Source organism: Pseudomonas sp. AG1028 (assembly GCF_007993955.1).
In the GTDB taxonomy this organism is placed as follows: Bacteria; Pseudomonadota; Gammaproteobacteria; order Pseudomonadales; family Pseudomonadaceae; genus Aquipseudomonas; species Aquipseudomonas straminea.
This window is the reverse complement of record NZ_VIVP01000001.1, coordinates 353,583-373,641: the sequence shown is the minus strand read 5'-3', so window position 1 is coordinate 373,641 and position 20,059 is coordinate 353,583. Positions and strand designations below refer to the sequence as shown.

The 20,059-nt window shown below is 65.5% G+C and carries 16 protein-coding genes; 10 read left to right on the top strand and 6 right to left on the bottom strand.

Translation table 11 applies throughout. The features are described from left to right. The first annotated feature begins 12 nt into the window (after positions 1 to 12). Positions 13 to 690: a DUF4197 domain-containing protein gene (locus FB481_RS01690; protein ID WP_075931398.1), complete on the top strand. Its 678-nt coding sequence runs from the start codon at positions 13 to 15 to the stop codon at positions 688 to 690. Positions 691 to 1,034: 344 nt separating this feature from the next. Here FB481_RS01690 and FB481_RS01685 read toward each other — a convergent pair whose 3' ends face one another. Further along, positions 1,035 to 4,124 (bottom strand): efflux RND transporter permease subunit, encoded by a 3,090-nt coding sequence (locus FB481_RS01685; protein WP_147174886.1) that lies wholly within the window; start codon positions 4,122 to 4,124, stop codon positions 1,035 to 1,037. A gap of 6 nt (positions 4,125 to 4,130) precedes the next feature. Then, positions 4,131 to 5,234, bottom strand: coding sequence for an efflux RND transporter periplasmic adaptor subunit (locus tag FB481_RS01680; RefSeq protein WP_147174885.1), 1,104 nt, complete (start codon positions 5,232 to 5,234; stop codon positions 4,131 to 4,133). A 94-nt stretch (positions 5,235 to 5,328) separates the two neighbouring features. On the opposite strand from FB481_RS01680, the gene FB481_RS01675 reads away from it, so the two are divergent. The 8 genes from FB481_RS01675 to hutC all read left to right on the top strand — a co-directional run bounded on the left by FB481_RS01675 (position 5,329) and on the right by hutC (position 14,240). Then, the gene (locus tag FB481_RS01675) at positions 5,329 to 5,964 is read left to right on the top strand and encodes a TetR/AcrR family transcriptional regulator (RefSeq protein WP_147174884.1); all 636 of its coding nucleotides are present in this window, start codon (positions 5,329 to 5,331) and stop codon (positions 5,962 to 5,964) included. Between the two features lie 58 nt (positions 5,965 to 6,022). Further along, positions 6,023 to 6,394 carry a GFA family protein gene (locus FB481_RS01670; RefSeq protein ID WP_093504036.1) on the top strand — a complete coding sequence of 124 codons (372 nt, stop codon included), beginning with the start codon at positions 6,023 to 6,025 and terminating at the stop codon, positions 6,392 to 6,394. A gap of 174 nt (positions 6,395 to 6,568) precedes the next feature. Next, positions 6,569 to 7,786, top strand: a complete 1,218-nt coding sequence (gene hutI, locus FB481_RS01665; protein ID WP_147174883.1) for an imidazolonepropionase — start codon at positions 6,569 to 6,571, stop codon at positions 7,784 to 7,786. Beyond that, complete coding sequence (gene hutG / locus FB481_RS01660) at positions 7,776 to 8,711, top strand: formimidoylglutamase (RefSeq protein WP_147174882.1); 936 nt, start codon at positions 7,776 to 7,778, stop codon at positions 8,709 to 8,711. Before hutI ends, hutG begins: the two co-directional genes overlap by 11 nt. Before the next feature lie 80 nt (positions 8,712 to 8,791). Beyond that, complete coding sequence (locus tag FB481_RS01655; RefSeq protein ID WP_147174881.1) at positions 8,792 to 10,117, top strand: YjiH family protein; 1,326 nt, start codon at positions 8,792 to 8,794, stop codon at positions 10,115 to 10,117. Between the two features lie 38 nt (positions 10,118 to 10,155). Next, on the top strand, positions 10,156 to 11,817 hold the full coding sequence (gene hutU, locus FB481_RS01650) for a urocanate hydratase (RefSeq protein WP_147174880.1): 1,662 nt from the start codon (positions 10,156 to 10,158) through the stop codon (positions 11,815 to 11,817). A gap of 13 nt (positions 11,818 to 11,830) precedes the next feature. Then, positions 11,831 to 13,366 (top strand): histidine ammonia-lyase, encoded by a 1,536-nt coding sequence (hutH, locus tag FB481_RS01645; protein ID WP_147174879.1) that lies wholly within the window; start codon positions 11,831 to 11,833, stop codon positions 13,364 to 13,366. A gap of 163 nt (positions 13,367 to 13,529) precedes the next feature. Continuing rightward, positions 13,530 to 14,240 carry a histidine utilization repressor gene (hutC, locus tag FB481_RS01640; RefSeq protein ID WP_093504048.1) on the top strand — a complete coding sequence of 237 codons (711 nt, stop codon included), beginning with the start codon at positions 13,530 to 13,532 and terminating at the stop codon, positions 14,238 to 14,240. On the opposite strand, the gene FB481_RS01635 is transcribed toward hutC, so the two are convergent. After that, a complete protein-coding gene (locus FB481_RS01635) occupies positions 14,241 to 15,095 on the bottom strand; it encodes a LysR family transcriptional regulator (protein WP_147174878.1) in 855 nt (284 codons plus the stop codon). It lies immediately after the preceding gene. Between the two features lie 98 nt (positions 15,096 to 15,193). On the opposite strand from FB481_RS01635, the gene FB481_RS01630 reads away from it, so the two are divergent. Continuing rightward, positions 15,194 to 16,159: a DMT family transporter gene (locus FB481_RS01630; protein ID WP_147174877.1), complete on the top strand. Its 966-nt coding sequence runs from the start codon at positions 15,194 to 15,196 to the stop codon at positions 16,157 to 16,159. Here FB481_RS01630 and FB481_RS01625 read toward each other — a convergent pair. From FB481_RS01625 to FB481_RS01615, 3 genes are read right to left on the bottom strand one after another with little or no spacing between them, the layout of a single operon-like run. Continuing rightward, positions 16,137 to 18,332, bottom strand: coding sequence for a xanthine dehydrogenase family protein molybdopterin-binding subunit (locus FB481_RS01625; protein WP_147174876.1), 2,196 nt, complete (start codon positions 18,330 to 18,332; stop codon positions 16,137 to 16,139). The two genes, FB481_RS01630 and FB481_RS01625, sit on opposite strands and share 23 nt — an antisense overlap. Then, entirely contained in the window at positions 18,329 to 19,318 is a 990-nt protein-coding gene (locus FB481_RS01620; RefSeq protein ID WP_147174875.1) for a xanthine dehydrogenase family protein subunit M, read from the bottom strand. The genes FB481_RS01625 and FB481_RS01620 overlap by 4 nt, the downstream gene beginning before the upstream one ends. Further along, on the bottom strand, positions 19,315 to 19,824 hold the full coding sequence (locus FB481_RS01615; protein WP_093504058.1) for a (2Fe-2S)-binding protein: 510 nt from the start codon (positions 19,822 to 19,824) through the stop codon (positions 19,315 to 19,317). Before FB481_RS01615 ends, FB481_RS01620 begins: the two co-directional genes overlap by 4 nt. Positions 19,825 to 20,059: the final 235 nt, after the last annotated feature.

The following is a 20,059-nucleotide window of genomic DNA, read 5'->3' as shown; positions in this document are numbered from 1 at the left end:
AAGGTTACCGCCATGCTCCGCATCCCCGTTCTCGTCGCCGGCCTGCTGCTGTCCGCCAACGTGTTCGCCCTGTCGCTCTCCGACCTCAGCCAGCAGGACGCCAGCGGCGGCCTCAAGGATGCCCTCACCCAGGGCGCCAAGGTGGCCGTGCAGCAGCTCGGTAAGCCCGGCGGCTTCAGCAACAACCCTGAAGTGCGCATCGAACTGCCGGGCAAACTCGGCAAGGCCGCCAAGACCATGAAGATGATGGGCATGGGCGCCCAGGTCGAGCAGCTGGAAACCAGCATGAACAAGGCCGCCGAAGCCGCCGTACCTCAGGCCCAGGCGCTGCTGGTCGACGCGGTGAAGAAGATGACCGTGCAGGACGCCAAGAGCATCCTCGCAGGCCCTCAGGATTCGGCCACTCAGTACCTGAACAAGAGCAGCCGCGAGCAGATTCGCGCCAAGTTCCTGCCCATCGTCAAGCAGGCCACCGACCAGGTCGGCCTGGCCAAGCAGTACAACAGCTTCGCCGGCCAGGCGGCCACCTTCGGCGTACTCGACGCCAAGAGCGCCAATATCGAAAGCTACGTGACAGAACAGGCCCTAGACGGTTTGTTCGACATGATCGCCAAGCAGGAAGCCAGCATCCGCGAGAACCCGGCGGCGGCGGCCACCAGCCTGGCCAAGAAGGTGTTTGGCGCGCTGTAACTGGAGCGCTGTAAGAAAAAGGGCTGGTGCGTTATGTATCAGCCCCTTTTTTCTGCGTGGGAGACGGATAAAGCGTCGCCGAGTCTACGACTGTAATGACTGAAAAGTGGCGGGAGCGGCCGGCGAGCAGAGCTTTTGATCGTTCCTCACGCTTCGCGTGGGAATGCATCCGTGGACGCTCCGCGTCCGCTGTTGGATGCAGTCCACCACCAGAGCCGGCGCGGAGCGCCTTGCCCTGTGCTCCCACGCTAGAGCGTGGGAGCTATCATCGTTGACCGGCAGCTATCGCCTTTGACCAACTCGCCATAGAAATACGAGCTTGCGGCCCCAAAAGACCATGGATCTTAACTGTCACCCGCAGCCTGCGCCCTCTCACTCGGCTTCACTCTGAACCAAGCCGCATAAAGCGCCGGCAAAAACAACAGGGTCAACGCCGTGGCCACCACCAGCCCACCCATGATCGCCACCGCCATCGGCCCGAAGAACACGCTGCGCGACAGCGGAATCATCGCCAGCACAGCGGCCAACGCAGTCAGCACGATGGGCCGGAAGCGTCGCACGGTGGCTTCGACGATGGCATTCCAGCTGTCCAGCCCGGCCTCGCGGTCCTGCTCGATCTGGTCGACCAGAATCACCGAATTGCGCATGATCATCCCTGACAGCGCGATGGTGCCGAGCATCGCCACGAAGCCGAACGGCTGGCCGAACAGCAGCAGAAACAGGGTCACGCCGATCAGTCCCAGCGGCGCGGTGAGAAACACCATGACCATGCGCGAGAAGCTCTTGAGCTGCAGCATCAGCAGGGTCAGCACCACCACGATGAACAACGGCACACCAGCCACCACCGAGGCCTGGCCCTTGGCGGAGTCCTCTGCCGAGCCGCCCACTTCCAAGAGGTAACCATCGGGCAGGTTGGCGCGGATATCGGCCAGGGTCGGCAGGATCTGTTTGGTCAGCGTGGCCGGCTGCTGAGGCCCGTAGATATCGGCACGCACAGTAACGGTCGGCAGGCGGTTGCGGTGCCAGATCACACCCTCTTCGAAGCCGTACTCCAGGGTGGCGATCTGCGCCAGCGCCACGCTCTTGCCGCTGTCGGTGGGCACCGCCAGGCTCGGCAGCCGCTCCAGTGCTTTGCGCTCGGTCGAGGTGCCGCGCAGGAGGATCTCGATCAGCTCGTTGTCCTCGCGGTAATCGCTGACCGACGAGCCGTTGAGCGAGCTGCGCAGGAAACTGGCCACATCGGCGGTGCTCACGCCCAGAGCCCGGGCGCGCTCCTGGTCGATGTTCAGGTACACCACCTTGCTCGGCTCCTGCCAATCGAGGTGCACGTTGACCACATCGGGGTTGGCGCGCACCTTGTCGGCGACCTGGCGGGCCAGGGCGCGCACCTCTTCGATATGCTCGCCGGAGACGCGGAACTGCACCGGGTAGCCAACGGGCGGGCCATTCTCCAGGCGCGAGATGCGCGTGCGCAGGCTCGGGAATTCATCGCGCAACACGCCGATCAGCCAGGCGCGCACCGCTTCGCGCTCCTCGATGGATGTGGCCAGCACCACGATCTGCGCAAAGCTGGTGGCCGGCAACTGCTGGTCCAGCGGCAGGTAGAAGCGCGGCGAACCGGTGCCGACATAGGCCACGTAGTTGTCCACACCTGGGTGCCCAGTCAGGCGCTCTTCCAGGCGACGCACTTCGGCTTCGGTGGCGATCAGCGAAGCGCCTTCGGCCAGCTTGAAATCGACCATCAGCTCCAGGCGCCCCGAGGCTGGAAAGAACTGCTGCGGCACGAACCGGAACAGAAAGATCGAGCCGACGAACAGCGCCAGGGTCAGCACGATGACCGTCTTGCGCCAACGCACGCACCAGTCCACCAGGTTACGAACGCGATGATAGAACGGCGTGGCATAGGGATCGTGACCTTCGCTGCCGCCATGTTTTTCTGCAGCGCGCTTGGCCAGGTCCGGCAGCAGTCGCGCCCCCAGGTACGGCACGAACATCACCGCGGCCACCCAGGACATCAGCAGCGCGATGGTCACTACTTGGAAAATCGAGCGGGTGTATTCGCCGGTGCCCGACTGCGCCGTGGCAATCGGCAGAAAGCCCGCCGCAGTGATCAGCGTGCCAGTGAGCATCGGGAAGGCCGTGCTGGTCCAGGCGAAGCTGGCCGCCTTGAGGCGGTCGTAGCCCTGTTCCATCTTGATCGCCATGATCTCCACGGCAATGATCGCGTCGTCCACCAGTAGGCCCAACGCCAGCACCAGAGCGCCGAGGGAAATCTTGTGCAGGCCGATGTTCAGGTAGTACATGGCGGCGAAGGTCATCGCCAGCACCAGAGGAATCGACAGCGCCACCACCAGCCCGGTGCGTAGCCCGAGGGAGAAGAAGCTGACCAGCAGGACGATGATCAGCGCCTCGGCGAGCACCTTCACGAACTCGCCGACACCGGTCTTCACCGCCGCCGGCTGGTCCGACACCTTGCGCAGTTGCATGCCCGCCGGCAAGTTGTTCTGCAGGCGGGTAAATTCGCCCTCCAGCGCTTTGCCGAGCACCAGAATGTCGCCGCCCGGCTTCATGGAAACCGCCAGGCCGATGGCATCCTCGCCCATGAAACGCATACGCGGCGCCGGCGGATCGTTGAAACCACGGCTGACATCGGCCACATCGCCGATGCGGAAAGTGCGGTCGGCCACGCGGATGGGGAAGTCGCGAATTTGCTCGACCGTCTCGAAGTTACCGCTGACGCGCAGCTGCACCCGATCGGTATCGGTCTCGAAGAAGCCGGCCACCGGCATGGCATTCTGCTGCTCGAGGGCCTGCTGCACGGCAGCGAGCGGCAGCCCGAGATTGGCCATCTTGGTGTTCGATAACTCGATCCAGATCTTCTCGTCCTGCAGGCCGACCAGCTCGACCTTGCCGACATCCTTCACGCGCTGCAGCTGCAGTTGCACGCGGTCGGCATAATCCTTGAGCACCGCGTAGTCGAAGCCGTTGCCGGTCAGCGCGTAGATATTGCCGAAGGTAGTACCGAACTCGTCGTTGAAGAACGGCCCCTGAATTCCGGCGGGCAGCGTATGGCGAATGTCGCCGATCTTCTTGCGCAACTGGTACCAGAGTTCGGGAATCTCGTTGGAGTGCATCGAGTCGCGGGCCATGAAGGTGACCTGGGACTCGCCGGGCCGCGAGAACGAAACGATGCGCTCGTACTCGCCGGTTTCCATCAGCTTCTTCTCGATGCGCTCGGTCACTTGGCGCGACACCTGCTCGGCGGTGGCGCCAGGCCAGTTGGTCTTCACCACCATGGCCTTGAAGGTGAACGGCGGGTCCTCGCTCTGCCCCAGCTTGGTGTAGGACAGCGCGCCAACGACACCGAGCAGCAGCATGAGGTAGAGCACGATCTGGCGATGCCGCAGCGCCCAGGCAGACAGGTTGAACGACATCGGCGCTTACTCCTTGGCAGCCAGGTCGACGGCGCGGTTCTGCCGGTCCACCGGGCGCACCTGCTGCCCGTCCAGCAGCACCTGCACACCGGCTACCACCACCCAGTCGCTGGCCTTGAGGCCCTCAAGCACCGGCACGCTCTTCTCGCCAAAGGCGCCGACTCGCACTTGGGTGCGCTTGAGCGTGGAGGTTTGCGGATCGACCACCCAGACATACGGCTGATCCTTTTCCGCACTCAACGCCGACAGCGGCACCGCCAGCGGCACGTCGCCATTGCGGGCAATGAATACCCGCGCGCTCTGGCCGATCTCGACCTGTTCATCCGCGGCCTGCAGCTTCACCCGCGCGGCATAGGTCCGCGAACGCGGATCAGCCGCTGGCGACAGCTCACGCACGCGACCGACCAGCCGCTCGCCAGGCTGCGACCACAGTTCCACGGCCACTTCCTGGCCGATGGCTAGATTTCTGATTGTCTGCTCGGGAAGGTCGATCGCCACCTCGCGCTCGCCATCGGCGGCCAGCACGAACACGCCCTGTCCGGCCGCCACCACTTGCCCGACCTCGGCGCGGCGCTGCACGATCACCCCGCTTTGCGGCGCTTTCAGCACGGCGTACCCGGCCTGGTTGTCGGCAACGTTGAGTTCGGCGCGCACCTGGCGCAGACGCGCCTCGGCGGCGCGGTAGGTGTTCTCGGCGTTGTCCGCCTGGGATTTGCTGATCATCCCGCGCTGCTGCAGGGTGCGATAACGGTCGCGCTCGGCGCTTGCCAACTGCAGGTTGGATTCGGCCGCTTGCAGTTGAGCGCGACTGGCGTCGAGCTGCAGGCGCACGTCCTGCGGGTCCAGCTCGGCCAGTGGCTCATCCTTGCCGACCCGCTGGCCGACTTCGACCAGCCGCCGGGTGATCTTGCCGCTGATGCGAAACGCCAGCTCTGGCTCCAGCCGCGCTCTTATCTCACCCGGGTAACTGTCCACCTGCTCCGCTGCCAGCTGCGGCTGCGCCACCATCGCCGGCCGAATGCCCGGCTGCGGCGCCTGTGTATCGCTGCAGGCGGCAAGGAACAAGGCCAGGCACATGGGCGCGAGGCGATACAGAGCATGGCGAAACATGATGAGCGTCCTTGTTGGGGAACTTTTTCTAATATTTGTACTGCCGAGTATATTAAAAATAGCGTACTCGGCAGTCCAGTATTAAAATCGCCCGATGTCAGACACTTCATTACAGTCCAGCGGCCCCGGCCGACCCAAGGATCCCGCCAAGCGCGAAGCCATTCTCGAGGCAGCCAAGTGCCTGTTTCTGCGCCACGGTTACGCTGGCAGCAGCATGGATGCCATCGCCGCCCACGCCGGGGTTTCCAAGCTCACGGTGTACAGCCACTTCAACGACAAGGAGACGCTGTTCTGCGCGGCGGTGAAGGCCCGGTGCGAGGAGCAATTACCCGAGCTGTTCTTCGAATTTCCCGCTGGAGCGACCGCCCACAACGTGCTGCTGAATATTGCCCGTGGCTTCGTCCAACTACTCAACAGCAGCGAGTCCGTCGACTTGCATCGCCTGATGACCAGCCTGGGCGCCCAGGACCCGCAACTGGCGAAAATCTTCTACGAGGCCGGGCCGCAGCGCTTGCTCGCCGAGATGGAGCGCCTGCTGGGCAAGATGGACAAGAGCGGCCAGTTGCGTATCGAATCGCCGAAGCTCGCCGCCGATCAGTTCTTCTCCCTGCTCAAGGGCTGCGCCAACTTTCGCCTGCTGATTGGCTGCGGCGAGCCGGAAACCGAGGCACAGCAGGAGCAACATGCTCGTGCTACCGTCGAGCTGTTCTTGCGCGCCTATCGTCCCTGAGCCGTCGAGCGCTCGCCTACTGCTAGGGTTTCTGCCATGACTCAACAGGAGGTGTGGCATGGAACGATTCAGCGGCGGCTGCCTTTGCGGCGAGGTACGTTTCGAGGCCAGAGGCCAGCCTGACCGAGTCGGTATTTGCCATTGTCTCGACTGCCGTAAGCACCACGGCGCGCTGTTCTACGCCGCCGCGATCTTTGCCCTGCGCGCCGTGACGATCAGTGGCGAAACCCATAGCTACGCCGGGCGCCACTTTTGCCCACGTTGCGGCTCATCGATCTTCGCCCGCAGCGGCGATGAAATCGAAATCCACTTGGGCGCCCTCGACGCGCCTGATCAGCTGCAGCCCACCTACGAATGCTGGACCAGCCGGCGCGAAACCTGGCTGCCGGTCTTTTCCGTCAGCAAGCGCTATCCCAAGGATCGCATCTGATTCTTTAAGCCAGCCGCTGATCGCATTACCGCGCTTGTGCAGTCATGCCCAACCAATATGTATATACATAACCATCTCATAGCACCTCATCGACAGCGCAATTGATCGCCTGGCTCTTGACCAGACCGTGCCTTTCGTTAAATTGTATATACATTACAAGAAAGGATGATCTACATGGTTTCTTCTCAGTCCACCCGCTTGCTCTGGCGCAACGTCACGCTGTTCGACGGCCTCGAACAGCTCCCCGAGCCGATGGCCGTTCTGATCGAGAACGATCGTGTGGCGGGCCTGTGGTCGGAAAGCGAGTTCGATATGAGTCTGGCTGGCGACGCCGAGCAAGCAGCAAGCGGCGGCGTGATGACTCCGGGACTGGTCGATTGCCACACCCATCTGGTGTACGCCGGTGACCGCGCTGGTGAATTCGAGCAGCGTCTGGAAGGCGTCAGCTACGAAACAATCGCCCGCAACGGCGGCGGTATTCTCAGCACCGTGCGGACCACCCGCGCCGCCAGCGAGGACGAGCTGATCGCCGCCAGCCTGCCGCGTCTCGATGCACTGCTGGCCGATGGCGTGACCACGCTGGAGATCAAGTCCGGCTACGGCCTGACCGTTGCCGACGAGCTGAAGATGCTGCGTGCGGCCCGCCGCCTCGGCGAACTGCGCCCGGTGCGGGTGCTCACCACGCTGCTCGGTGCCCATGCCCTACCGCCGGAATATGCCGGCCGCGCCGATGACTATGTAAGCCTGGTCTGCGACGAGATGATCCCGGCTGCTGCTCGTGAAGGGCTGGCCGATGCGGTGGACGTGTTCTGCGAGGGCATCGGCTTTTCCCCGGCGCAGTGCGAACGCATCTATCAGGCAGCCCAGGCCCACTGTCTGGCCATCAAGGCCCATGCCGAGCAACTCTCCAACCTTGGCGGCAGTGCCCTGGCCGCACGCCACGGCGCGCTGTCCGCCGACCATATCGAATACCTGGATGAAGCCGGCGTGCGCGCCATGGCCGAGGCTGGCACGGTGGCCGTGTTACTGCCCGGCGCCTTTCATGTGCTGCGCGAAACCCAGTTGCCACCCATTGAATTGCTGCGCCAGTACGGCGTGCCGATGGCCGTGGCCAGCGACGCCAATCCCGGCACCTCGCCGATCTGCATGCCCACGCTGATGGCCAACCTGGCCTGCACCCTGTTTCGCCTCACCCCGCGCGAAGCCCTGGCCGGCATGACCGCCCACGGCGCCCGTGCCCTCGGTCTGCCAGATCTCGGCCGCATCGCCGTCGGCGCACCCGCGGATCTGTGCCTGTGGGATATCCAGCAACCGGCCGAACTGGCCTACGCGGTTCAGGCCGGACGTCTGCGCCAGCGCGTGTTCAATGGAGCCATTACCTATGCACGCTGATCGTCACAGCATGGTCGCCTGGAGCGGCCGTACCGATCCGGAAACCGATAGCGCGCGCTGGCACCAGCGCATCCAGGCGCTGGCAGAAAACAGCCAGCCGGGCCTGGCCCTACTCGGTTTCGCCTGCGACGAGGGTGTGCGCCGCAACCACGGTCGCGTTGGCGCCGCCGCTGCGCCACAAAGCGTGCGCAACGCCCTGGCCAACCTGGCCTGGCATCGCCAGGCGCCGGCCTATGACGCCGGTGACGTGATCTGCGAGGATGGCGACCTGGAAGCTGCCCAGGCGCGCCTCGGCCAAAACGTCTGCGCGCTGCTGGACGCCGGCCATCTGCCGCTGGTGATCGGTGGTGGGCATGAAGTCGCCTTCGGTAGCTGGTCGGGTCTGGCCGAGCACCTGTCCGGCAACCCAGCCCCAAAAATCGGCATCATCAATTTCGACGCCCATTTCGATCTGCGCGACCCGGCCCATGTGCATTCCTCCGGCACGCCCTTCGCGCAGATCGCCGAGCAGTGCGCCGCACGCGGCTGGCCGTTCCGCTATGCCTGCCTCGGCGTCAGCCGCGCCAGCAACACCCGCGCGCTGTTCGCCCGCGCCGCCGAGCTGAATGTGCTGGTGCGTGAGGATCATGAAATTCGCGAGTCGACCCTCGATGCCATCGGCGCCGAGCTGGACGCCTTCGCCGCCGAGTGCGACGCGCTTTACCTGACCATCGATATCGACGTGCTGCCGGCCTGCGAGGCGCCGGGCGTCAGCGCGCCAGCCGCCCGTGGCGTGCGCCTGGAGCTGCTGGAGCCGCTGCTCGAACGGCTCAAGGCCAGCGGCAAGCTGCGCCTGGCCGACCTGGCCGAAATCAACCCCGAATATGACATCGACAACCGCACTGCCAAGGTGGCGGCGCGGCTGATTCATCTGCTTAGCCTCTGAGCCCGACGCTTTCCCGCACAACAACAACTACGAGGAAAACCCGATGTTCATCACCGCCCGCCGCGGCCAGGAGCCGCGTCATGTCTGAGTCCCTGTCCTTGAGCAGCGGCGTATCGCGCCCGCGCGCGCTGGCGCGCCTGCTGGGTTACAGCCTGATCGGCCTGCTGCTGTTCTTCGTGCCGTTCGAGATCGCCGGGCGCTCGACCATCCTCCTCGACCACGCCGCCAGCGCCCTGCAACTGCACGCGCGGCCATTGGTGATCGGCGTGGCGCTGCTGTTCATGCTCTACGGCGCCGTCGCGCCCTGGCTCGACGGCAGTTGGCGGCGCAGCCTGACCCACAGCGCATTCAGCGTGCTCAAGGTGTGCGGCTTGCTGATCGGCGCCGCCTACCTGCTGCAGCTCGGCCCGCAAGCGCTGTACCAGCCGGACATGCTGCCGTTCCTGTTCGAGAAGCTGGTGCTCACCCTGGCGCTGATCGTGCCGCTGGGCTCGCTGGCACTGGTGTTCCTGATCGGCTTCGGCCTGCTGGAGCTGATCGGTGTGCTGATGCAGCCGGTAATGCGGCCGATCTGGCGCACGCCGGGCAAGTCGGCCATCGACGCCGTGGCGTCCTTCGTCGGCAGCTACTCGGTGGGCCTGTTGATCACCGATCGCATGTACCAGCAGGGCCATTACAGCGTGCGCGAGGCGGCGATCATCGCCACCGGCTTCTCCACCGTGTCGGCGCCGTTCATGGTGATCATCGCCAAGACCCTGGGCCTGATGGGCCAGTGGAACCTGTATTTCTGGGGCGCCATGGCGGTGACCTTCGCCGTCACCGCGATCAGCGCGCGCATCTACCCGCTGTCGCGCCTGCCGTCCGAGTCCACACCCGAGGCGCAGCTGCAACCCGGTGAAAGTCGTCTGGGCAGCGCCTGGCGCGCCGGCATGCAGCAGGCCAGCGTGGCGCCGTCGCTGTGGTCGGCACTGCGTGAAACCTTCGTCGATGGCCTGCGCATGACAGCCGCCATCCTGCCGAGCATTCTCGCCGTCGGCCTGCTCGGGCTGCTGGCCGCCAAGTACACCCCGCTGTTCGACGCCCTCGGCGTGCTGCTCTACCCGCTGACCTGGCTGTTCGTCCTGGAAGAACCCATGCAGGTGGCGCGCGCCATGTCCGCCGGCCTGGCAGAGATGTTCCTTCCGGCGATGCTGCTCAAGGACGCCGACGTGCTGGTGAAGTTCGTCACCGCCATCGTCTCGGTAAGCAGCGTGCTGTTTCTCTCCGCCTCGATTCCCTGCGTGCTGGCCACGCGAATTCCGCTGAGCCTGGGCCACCTGCTGCTGATCTGGCTGCAGCGCACCTTGCTCAGCCTGCTGTTGGCCATTCCGCTGGCCTACCTCGCCCAATTTCTGGGTTGGCTCTGACCGCCCACCACTGACCCGTTCCCACAGGAGCCCGCAACATGACCAAGTTCCGCGACACAGAAATCCGCGCCCCGCGCGGCACCACGCTCACCGCGAAGAGCTGGCTGACCGAAGCGCCTCTGCGCATGCTGATGAACAACCTCGACCCGGACGTGGCCGAGAACCCCAAGGAGCTGGTGGTGTACGGCGGCATCGGCCGCGCCGCGCGCAACTGGGAGTGCTACGACAAGATCGTCGAGAGCCTGACCAACCTGAATGACGACGAGACCCTGCTGGTGCAATCCGGCAAGCCGGTCGGCGTGTTCAAGACCCACGCCAACGCGCCGCGCGTGCTGATCGCCAACTCCAACCTGGTGCCGCACTGGGCGAGCTGGGAGCACTTCAACGAGCTCGACGCCAAGGGCCTGGCCATGTACGGCCAGATGACCGCCGGTTCGTGGATCTACATCGGTAGCCAGGGCATCGTCCAGGGCACCTATGAAACCTTCGTCGAAGCCGGTCGCCAGCACTACGCCGGCAACCTCAAGGGCCGCTGGGTGCTGACCGCGGGTCTGGGTGGCATGGGCGGTGCCCAGCCGCTGGCCGCCACCCTGGCTGGCGCCTGCTCGCTGAACATCGAATGCCAGCAGAGCAGCATCGATTTCCGCCTGCGCAGCCGTTACGTCGATGAGCAGGCCAGCGATCTGGACGACGCCCTGGCGCGTATCGCCAAGTACTGCGCAGAAGGCAAGGCCATCTCCGTCGCGCTGCTGGGTAACGCTGCCGAAATCCTGCCGGAACTGGTACGCCGTGGCGTGCGTCCGGATATGGTCACCGACCAGACCAGCGCCCACGACCCGCTCAACGGCTACCTGCCGATCGGCTGGAGCTGGGCCGAGTACAAGGACCGTGCAGCCACCGACCCGGCTGGCGTGGTCAAGGCCGCCAAGCAGTCCATGGCCGTGCACGTGCAGGCCATGCTCGACTTCCAGAAGATGGGCGTACCGACCTTCGACTACGGCAACAATATCCGCCAGATGGCCAAGGAAGAAGGCGTGAGCAATGCCTTCGACTTCCCCGGTTTCGTCCCGGCCTATATCCGCCCACTGTTCTGCCGCGGCATCGGCCCGTTCCGCTGGGCGGCGCTGTCCGGCAACCCCGAGGACATCTACAAGACCGACGCCAAGGTCAAGGAACTGATCCCGGACGACGCCCACCTGCACCGCTGGCTGGACATGGCCCGCGAGCGCATCGCCTTCCAAGGGCTGCCGGCGCGTATCTGCTGGGTCGGCCTGGGTCTGCGTGCCAAGCTCGGCCTGGCCTTCAACGAGATGGTGCGTTCGGGGGAGCTGAGTGCGCCCATCGTCATCGGTCGCGACCACCTCGACAGCGGCTCGGTGTCCAGCCCCAACCGCGAAACCGAGGCCATGCAGGATGGCTCCGATGCCGTGTCCGACTGGCCGCTGCTCAACGCCCTGCTCAACACCGCCAGCGGCGCCACCTGGGTGTCGCTGCACCACGGCGGTGGCGTGGGCATGGGCTTCTCCCAGCATTCGGGTATGGTCATCGTTTGCGATGGCTCCGATGAAGCCGCCGCGCGCATTGCCCGCGTGCTGACCAACGACCCGGGCACCGGCGTGATGCGTCATGCCGACGCTGGTTACCAGATCGCCATCGATTGCGCCCGCGAGCAGGGTTTGAATCTGCCGATGATCGGCTAAGGACACACAACTCATGAACATCCTGAACCTGAAACCCGGCCACCTGACCCTGGCCGACCTGCGCGCCGCCTACCAAACGCCCGTGCACCTGAACCTGGACGCCAGCGCCCATCAGGCCATCGACGCCAGTGTCGCCTGTGTCAACCAGATCATCGCCGAGGGCCGCACCGCCTACGGCATCAACACCGGTTTCGGCCTGCTGGCCTCGACCCGCATTGCCAACGCCGACCTGGAAAAGCTGCAGCGTTCGCTGGTGCTGTCCCACGCCGCCGGCATTGGCGAGCCGCTGAGCGATGCCATGGTTCGCCTAATCATGCTGCTGAAGATCAACAGCCTGGCGCGTGGTTTCTCCGGTATCCGCCGCCCGGTGATCGAGGCGCTGATCGCCCTGGTCAATGCCGAGGTCTACCCGCATATCCCGCTCAAAGGTTCGGTCGGCGCCTCCGGTGACCTGGCGCCGTTGGCGCATATGTCGCTGGTGCTGCTCGGCGAAAGCCAGGCGCGGCACAAGGGCCAATGGCTGCCAGCCAGCGAGGCGCTGGCCATCGCCGGCCTGGAGCCGATGACCCTGGCCGCCAAGGAGGGACTGGCCCTGCTCAACGGCACCCAGGTGTCCACCGCCTACGCTCTGCGCGGCCTGTTCGAGGCCGAAGACTTGTATGCCGCCGCCAGCGTCTGCGGCGCGCTCAGCGTCGAGGCGCTGCTCGGTTCGCGCTCGCCTTTCGATGCACGCATCCATGCCGCCCGTGGCCAGCGTGGGCAGATCGATGCGGCAGCCGCCTTCCGTCACCTGCTCGGCGACAGCAGCGAGATCGGCCGCTCCCATGCCGCCTGCGACAAGGTGCAGGATCCGTATTCGCTGCGCTGCCAGCCGCAGGTCATGGGCGCCTGCCTGACCCAACTGCGCCAGGCCGCCGAAGTGCTCGGTGTCGAGGCCAACGCGGTCTCCGACAACCCGCTGGTATTCGCCGCCGAAGGCGAGGTGATTTCCGGTGGCAACTTCCACGCAGAACCCGTGGCCATGGCCGCCGACAATATCGCCCTGGCCATCGCTGAAATCGGCGCGCTGTCAGAGCGGCGCATCTCACTGATGATGGACAAGCACATGTCGCAACTGCCTCCGTTCCTGGTGGCCAACGGCGGGGTCAACTCCGGTTTCATGATCGCCCAGGTCACTGCCGCGGCATTGACCAGCGAGAACAAGGCGTTGGCCCATCCGCACAGCGTCGACAGCCTGCCGACCTCGGCCAACCAGGAAGACCATGTGTCCATGGCCCCGGCTGCCGGCAAACGCCTGTGGGACATGGCTGCCAACACCCGTGGCGTGCTGGCCGTGGAGTGGCTGGGTGCCTGCCAGGGCCTGGACTTCCGTGAGGGCCTTAAGAGCACGCCGGCGCTGGAGCAGGCGCGCCAGACGCTGCGCACCAAGGTGCCCTACTACGTAGAGGATCGCTTCTTCGCCCCGGATATCGCCGTCGCCGATGAGCTGCTGGCCGAACGCGTGCTGACGCCGTTGCTGCCGGCCGGCATGTTGCCGTCGGTAGGCTGAGCCGCGCTACATCTTTGTAGGAGCCGCGCCCAGCGGCGAGGGGAGTTATACCGCAGGTCTTGCTGAGTGGCTCCGACCGCTTTCGACCCGAGGCGGGGCTCCTACGAGATCAGTTGTATGGCTGATGTATCATCCGCGCACCGGGCATTACCAAGGAGTTGCCGTGACCAGTTCCACCCCGCGCTACAAGGCCATCGAGGATTTTCTGCTCGAGCGCATCGGCAACGGTGACTACCCGTTACATCACCAGATTCCCCCCGAAGAGCAGCTGGCCAGGGACTTCGGCGTCAGCCGCATGACCGCCAACAAGGCCATCAACAACCTGGTGCAGCAGGGTTACCTGATTCGCCAGGCGGGCCTGGGTACCTTCGTCACCGACCGCAAGTCCGAGTCTTCACTGCACGAGGTGATGAACATCGCCGCCGAGGTGCGCGCCCGTGGCCACACCTACTCCAATCGCATCCTGCGCAGCGAAGCGCTGGCCGCCGACGACGAAGTAGCGCTGCGCCTGGGTCTGCGCATCGGCGCCGAGGTGTTTCACAGCATCCTCGTGCACCTGGAAGATGGCGTGCCGATCCAGCTCGAGGATCGCTTCGTCAATCCACGCTGGGTGCCCCATTACCTGAGCAGCGACTTTTCCAAGCAGACGCCCAACGAAGTGCTGGTCGCCAGTTGCCCGATCAGCGACGTGGAGCATGTGGTCGAGGCCGTGCACGCCGACGCCCGCACCGCCGAATGGCTGGATATCGCACCGGGCGCCGCGTGCCTGTCGATGATTCGCCGCACCTGGTCGGACGAGCACCTGATCAGCTACGTGCGACTGATTCACCCGGGCGAGCGCTACAAGCTGCGCTCGAGCACCAAGCACCGCTGATCACAGCCGGAAATGCTGATGAATGGCCTGGGCCAACAGCGCCAGGGCTTCGTCGTGCTGCGCCTGGGCTGAGCGCAGGAACATCACCTCGTGCTCGGCAGCCAGGGGCAACTCCTCGACGATGCGCATGGCACTGGTCATCTTCGCGCGGTCCATCAGGGTAATCGCCAACCCTGATTCGACACAGGCCCTGATGGCCTGGCTGGACGGGCTTTCCAGCACCACCCGCCAGGTGTGCCCCGCCGCTTTAAGCGATTCCAGCATCAGGCTGCGGTACGGACATTCGGCTGCATGGATGGCCAACGGTAGCGTCTCCTTCCAGGCCTGGGGATAGGCCGCCGCCGCGACCCACACCGGCGTGGTGGCGACCAGCACCTGAGCCCGGGGCTCGCGCTGCCCCAACGGCAGGGTGAGTACCGCGCCGTGCAGCTTGCCGGCCTGCACCTGCTCGCGCAGCGTGTAGCTGGAGGCGGTCTTCACCTCCAGCACCACGTTGGGCCAGGCCGCCGCGAAGATCGGCAAGATGTCGCGGATCACGTGGGCAGCGTATTCATCGGGAATCCCCAGGCGGATGCGCCCGACCAGCCGCGGGCCATGCAGCTCGGCGAGCACCCGGTCGTGGATGCTGAGCAGTTCGCTGGTCGAGCGCAGCAGCCGCTTGCCCAGCGCGGTCAGCACCACCGACTGGTTGTCGCGGTCGAACAGCCGGCCACCGGCGACCACCTCCAGACGCTGGATATGCACGCTGATCGCCGCCGGGCTCTTGTGCAGTTGCTCGGCAGCGGCCTTGAAGCGCCCACTGCGCGCCACGGCGTGAAAGGTGCGGACCAGTTCGATATCCAGCACGGCGCTCATGATTCAAAAAACCCAAACTACTGATTCAATACATTTTGATTTATTAGATTACTCCAGCTTCGTAGGCTGGACCTACACCCTTCATCCGGTTTACCGCCATGTCCGCTCGACAGACTGCCCGCCTCTGGCCCATCGCGATTCCCCTGCTGCTGCTCGAAGCGGCGCTGGTGGTGATCTGGAGCTCGGGCTTCATTGGCGCACGCTTGTCCATCGACCACGCACCGGCCATGCTGGTGGTGTTCTGGCGCAGCCTGCTGTTCGCGCTGCTGCTGGCACCTTGGGCGCTGCCCCAACTGCGCAACGCCTCGCCAGCCACCCTGCTGCGCCACGCCGCTATCGGTTTGCTGGCGATGGGCGGCTACCTCGCCGGTGTGGTTCAGGGCATTGCCCTTGGCGTACCTGCCGGGCTTGCCGCCCTGCTGGCCGATCTGCTGCCCATCGGCGTTGCCCTGCTCAGCGTGCTGGTGCTGCGCCAGCGCCTGGGCTGGCAAACCTGGCTGGGTCTGCTCATCGGCCTGACGGGCGTGGTGCTGGTCACCTCGGATGCGCTGGCCTGGGGTGATGCGCCGTTGTGGGTGTACGGCTTGCCCCTACTGGGGATGTTCTCGCTGGCGGTCGCGACCCTGTGGCAGAAACGCACCAGGGCCACGGCGTCGCTCGACCTGCTCGGCAACCTGTGGCTGCAATGCTGCATCTGCTGCGTGCCGTTCGCGCTGCTGGCCGCGATGGACGGCAGCCTGATGCCGGTGCCCTCAGGCGGCTTCGCCCTGAGCGTGCTGTGGACGAGCATCTCCACCATCGGCGGCTACGGCTTGTACTGGCTGTGCCTGAAGCGCTCGACGCCGACCCGGGTGGCCAGCGTGCTGTACCTGAGCCCGGCGCTGACGTTGGTATGGGCCTGGGCGATGTTCGGCGAGCCACTGTCCTGGGTGATGGGCCTGGGCACGCTGATTTCGGGGCTGGGAATCTGGCTGGTGATACGTAACGAACCGAAGGAGCGTGATGACGGGCCCGTGCAGGTGAGCCCGTCATCGGCACCCGTCAAAGCAGCTTGTCGAGGGTGATCGGCAACTGGCGGATGCGCTTGCCGGTGGCGTGGTAGACCGCATTGGCGACCGCCGCGGCAACGCCGACGATACCGATCTCACCCACGCCCTTGGAGCCCAGCGGGTTGATGATGGTGTCGTTTTCCTCGACGAAGATCACCTCGATATCGCCGATATCGGCTTGCACCGGCAGGTGATAATCGGCCAGGTTGTGGTTCATGCAGCGCCCCAGGCCATGGTCGATCATCGCCTCCTCGTGCAGGGCCATGCCGATGCCCCACACTACGCCGCCGAGAATCTGGCTACGTGCGGTTTTCGGGTTGATCACCCGGCCCGCGGCGATGGCGCTGACCACCCGGGTGACACGCACCGTACCCAGCGATTCGTCCACCTGCACCTCGACGAACACTGCCGAATGGCTGGCACTGGCGTAGCGTTCGCGCTGCTTGCCGGGCTGCGCTTGCACCTCGGCCTCCAGGCTGCCGTGGCGAGCGAGCAGCGCACTCAGCTCGACCGTACAGCTGGCATCCTCGCCCTGCTGCACGCGGCATGCGCTGAAACGCAGCGCCGCCCCATCACTGAACGGCGCCTCGGGCCACTGTCGCGCCGCCTCGCAGAGTTTGTCGGCCAGGGCCAGGCAGGCCTCGCGCACCGCACTGCCCACTGACGACACGGTGAACGAGCCGCCCTGCAGCGGCGCCTTGGGCAGGCTGGAATCGCCGAGGCGAAACTCCACCTGGGAGGGATCCATGCCCAATACGTCGGCGGCGATCTGGGTCATCACCGTGGCGGTGCCCGGGCCGATGTCGCAGGTTGCGCTGGCCACGATCAGGCGGCCATCCGCCGTGAAGCTGGCACGGGCGCTGGCCGGCATCTGCATGGCTTCCCACACGCCAGTGGCCATGCCGTAGCCGATCAGCTGATTACCCTCGCGCATGCCCCGCGGCTGCGAGCTTCGCTTGCTCCAGCCGAAGGCCTCGGCGCCCTGCTGGTAGCAGGCGCGCAACTCCTTGCTGGAATAGGGCTTGCCCTCGTTCTGGTTGGTTTCGGCGTAGTTGGTCAGGCGCAGTTGCACCGGGTCGATACCTGCCGTCCAGGCCAGCTCGTCCATCGCCGACTCCAGGGCATACAGCCCGGTCGCAGCGCCCGGCGCACGCATGTCCAGCGGCGTGTAGACATCCAGCGGCGCCAGCCGATAAGCCAGGCGCACGTGATCGCAGTGGTAAAGCATCCCCGACCATTCGGCGACGTGCTCGGTGAAGTCTTCGAAGCGCGAGGTCTGGGCGATCACCTCGTGCACCAGGCCCTGCAACCTGCCACTTCCATCGGCGCCGAGCTGCAGGTGCTGTACCGCCCGCGGGCGATAGCCGAAGGTGAACATCTGCTGGCGGGTCAGAGTCACCCGCACCGATTGCTGCAGCTTCAATGCCGCCATGGCGGCCAGCGGCAACTGGTACTGCGGGCGCAGACCGGAACCGAAAGCGCCGCCCACGAAGGATGATTTGATGCGCACGCGGCTCGGGTCGAGCTTGAGCACATCGGCCAGATACCGCTGGCTGTTCTGCGGGCCCTGGGTCTTGTCGTGCACCAGCAGGCTGCCATCGGCCTGGTAGATTACCGTCGATGCATGGGGCTCCATCGGGTGGTGATACTCGCACGGCAGTTCGTATTCCAGCTCCAGGCGCAGCGGCGCGCCAGCGATCACCCCATCGGCGTCGCCACGGGGCTTGGGCAGTTCGGCCGGCGCGGCGTGAGCCTCGCTGAGGGCTTCGCGCAGGTCGGTGGCATGGGGCTGCTGCTCGTAGCTGATGCGCACCAACGAGCCGGCATGGCGGGCCAGCTCCAGGGTATCGGCGACCACCAGCGCCACCGGCTGGCCGCTGTAGCGGATGCGCGCTTTGAACAGCGGGCGAAAGGGCGAGCCGTCGGCGGCGTCGTCATCTTCGTAACTCTCGTCGTCCTGGGCCATGGGCGGACGATTGAGGTGGCTGAGCACCAGCTTGACGCCAGGCAGCGCCAGGGCCGCCGAGTCGTCGATGGCGGTGATGCAGCCGCGGGCGATCACACTGCAGATCACGCTGCCATGCAGCAGGCCATCGGCCGGATGCTCGGCGGCATAACGTGCCTGGCCGCTGACTTTCAGCGGGCCGTCGACACGATCCAGGGGTTGGCCGAGGGTTCGCGCGTTCATGGGCGGGCTCCTTCTGCGGCGGTAGACAGGGCGCGAACCACGGCGCGCCGCGCCAGTTCGACCTTGAAGGCGTTGTGGGCCAGCGGCTGGGCACCCTTGAGCAGCAGCTCGGCGGCAGCCTCGAAATGCTCCGGCGTGGCGACTTGGCCAACCAGGCTGGCCTCCACGTCCGCTCGCCGCCACGGTTTGTGGGCGACACCACCCAAGGCGATGCGGGCCTGGCGGATCTGGCCGTTTTCATCCAGTTGCAGCGCTGCGGCCACTGACACGAGGGCGAAGGCGAACGAAGCACGGTCACGCAACTTGAGGTAGGCGTGATGGCTGGCGAAATCCTCGGCCGGCAGCTCGATGGCAAGGATCAGTTCGCCCGGCTCCAGCACCGTGTCGCGCTGCGGGGTATCGCCTGGCAAGCGGTGAAAGTCGCTCATGGCTACGCGGCGCTCGCCTTGCGGGCCGGTGATGATCACCTCGGCATCCAGGGCGGCCAAGGCCACGCAGAAGTCCGACGGGTGCACCGCTACGCAATGCTCGCTGGCGCCGAACAGCGCATGGTTGCGGTTCAGCCCCGCGCGAGCCGGGCAGCCGCTCCCCGGCTCACGCTTGTTGCACGGCACCTGGGCGTCGTAGAAGTAATGACAGCGGGTACGCTGCAGCAGGTTGCCACCGGCGCTGGCCATGTTGCGCACCTGTGGCGATGCACCGGACAGCAGTGCCTGGGCGAGCAGCGGATAACGTCGCTCGATCTCCGGGTGCCAGGCCAGCTCGGCGTTGCCGACCAGTGCGCCGATGCGCAGGCCGCCCTCGGCGGTGACGGTCACGTCACGCAGCGGCAACGCGTTGATGTCGATGAGGCGCTTGGGCCGCACCAGGTTTTCCTTCATCAGGTCGACCAGGTTGGTGCCGCCGGCGATAAACAGGCTGTCGGGCCCGGCCAGGCGCACCGCTTCGTCGATGGCCTCGGGTTTGCTGTAGGCGAAGGGGGTCATGGGCGCACCGCCTGTTCGCTCTCGGGTAGTGCCTCTTCGATGGCCGCCAGGATGTTGCTGTAGGCGCCGCAGCGGCACAGGTTGCCGCTCATGCGCTCACGGATGTCGGCAGCGTCGCCGACCCGCCCTTCATTGGCCAGGCCGACCGCCGAGCAGATCTGCCCAGGTGTGCAGTAGCCGCATTGAAAGGCATCGTGCTTGACGAAGGCACGCTGCATGGGGTGCAGCTCGTCGCCCGTGGCCAGGCCTTCGATGGTGGTCAGCTCACGACCGTCGAGCATGACCGCCAGGGTCAGGCAGGCATTGACCCGCCGGCCGTCCACCAGCACCGTGCAGGCGCCGCACTGGCCGTGGTCGCAGCCTTTCTTGGTACCGATCAGGTCGAGCTGTTCACGAAGCAGATCAAGGGCCGTGATCCACGGGTACACCTCGACCTGGGTGGGGCTGCCGTTCAACGACAGGGAAATCGTCCGGCGCTCGGCGCCGGCTGTGATGGTCTCGCTCATGGGCTACCTCGGTTTGCGTGGATGTCTCGTGCATCCGTTCAAAATCTGAGGTGAGGCCCGCCAAAAACGTTCAGGTTGGATCACGACCGTAGAGCGGTTCGTTGAAGAACCTCTTCACGGTCTCTTTGGGCGACATTGATGAGGCGGTTACAAGGCAGAAGCGGACATCGTTGCTTCACCTGTGGGAACGGGCGGGGACGCCTAGTCCATGCCCATGATTTTTCGCGGGCATGGC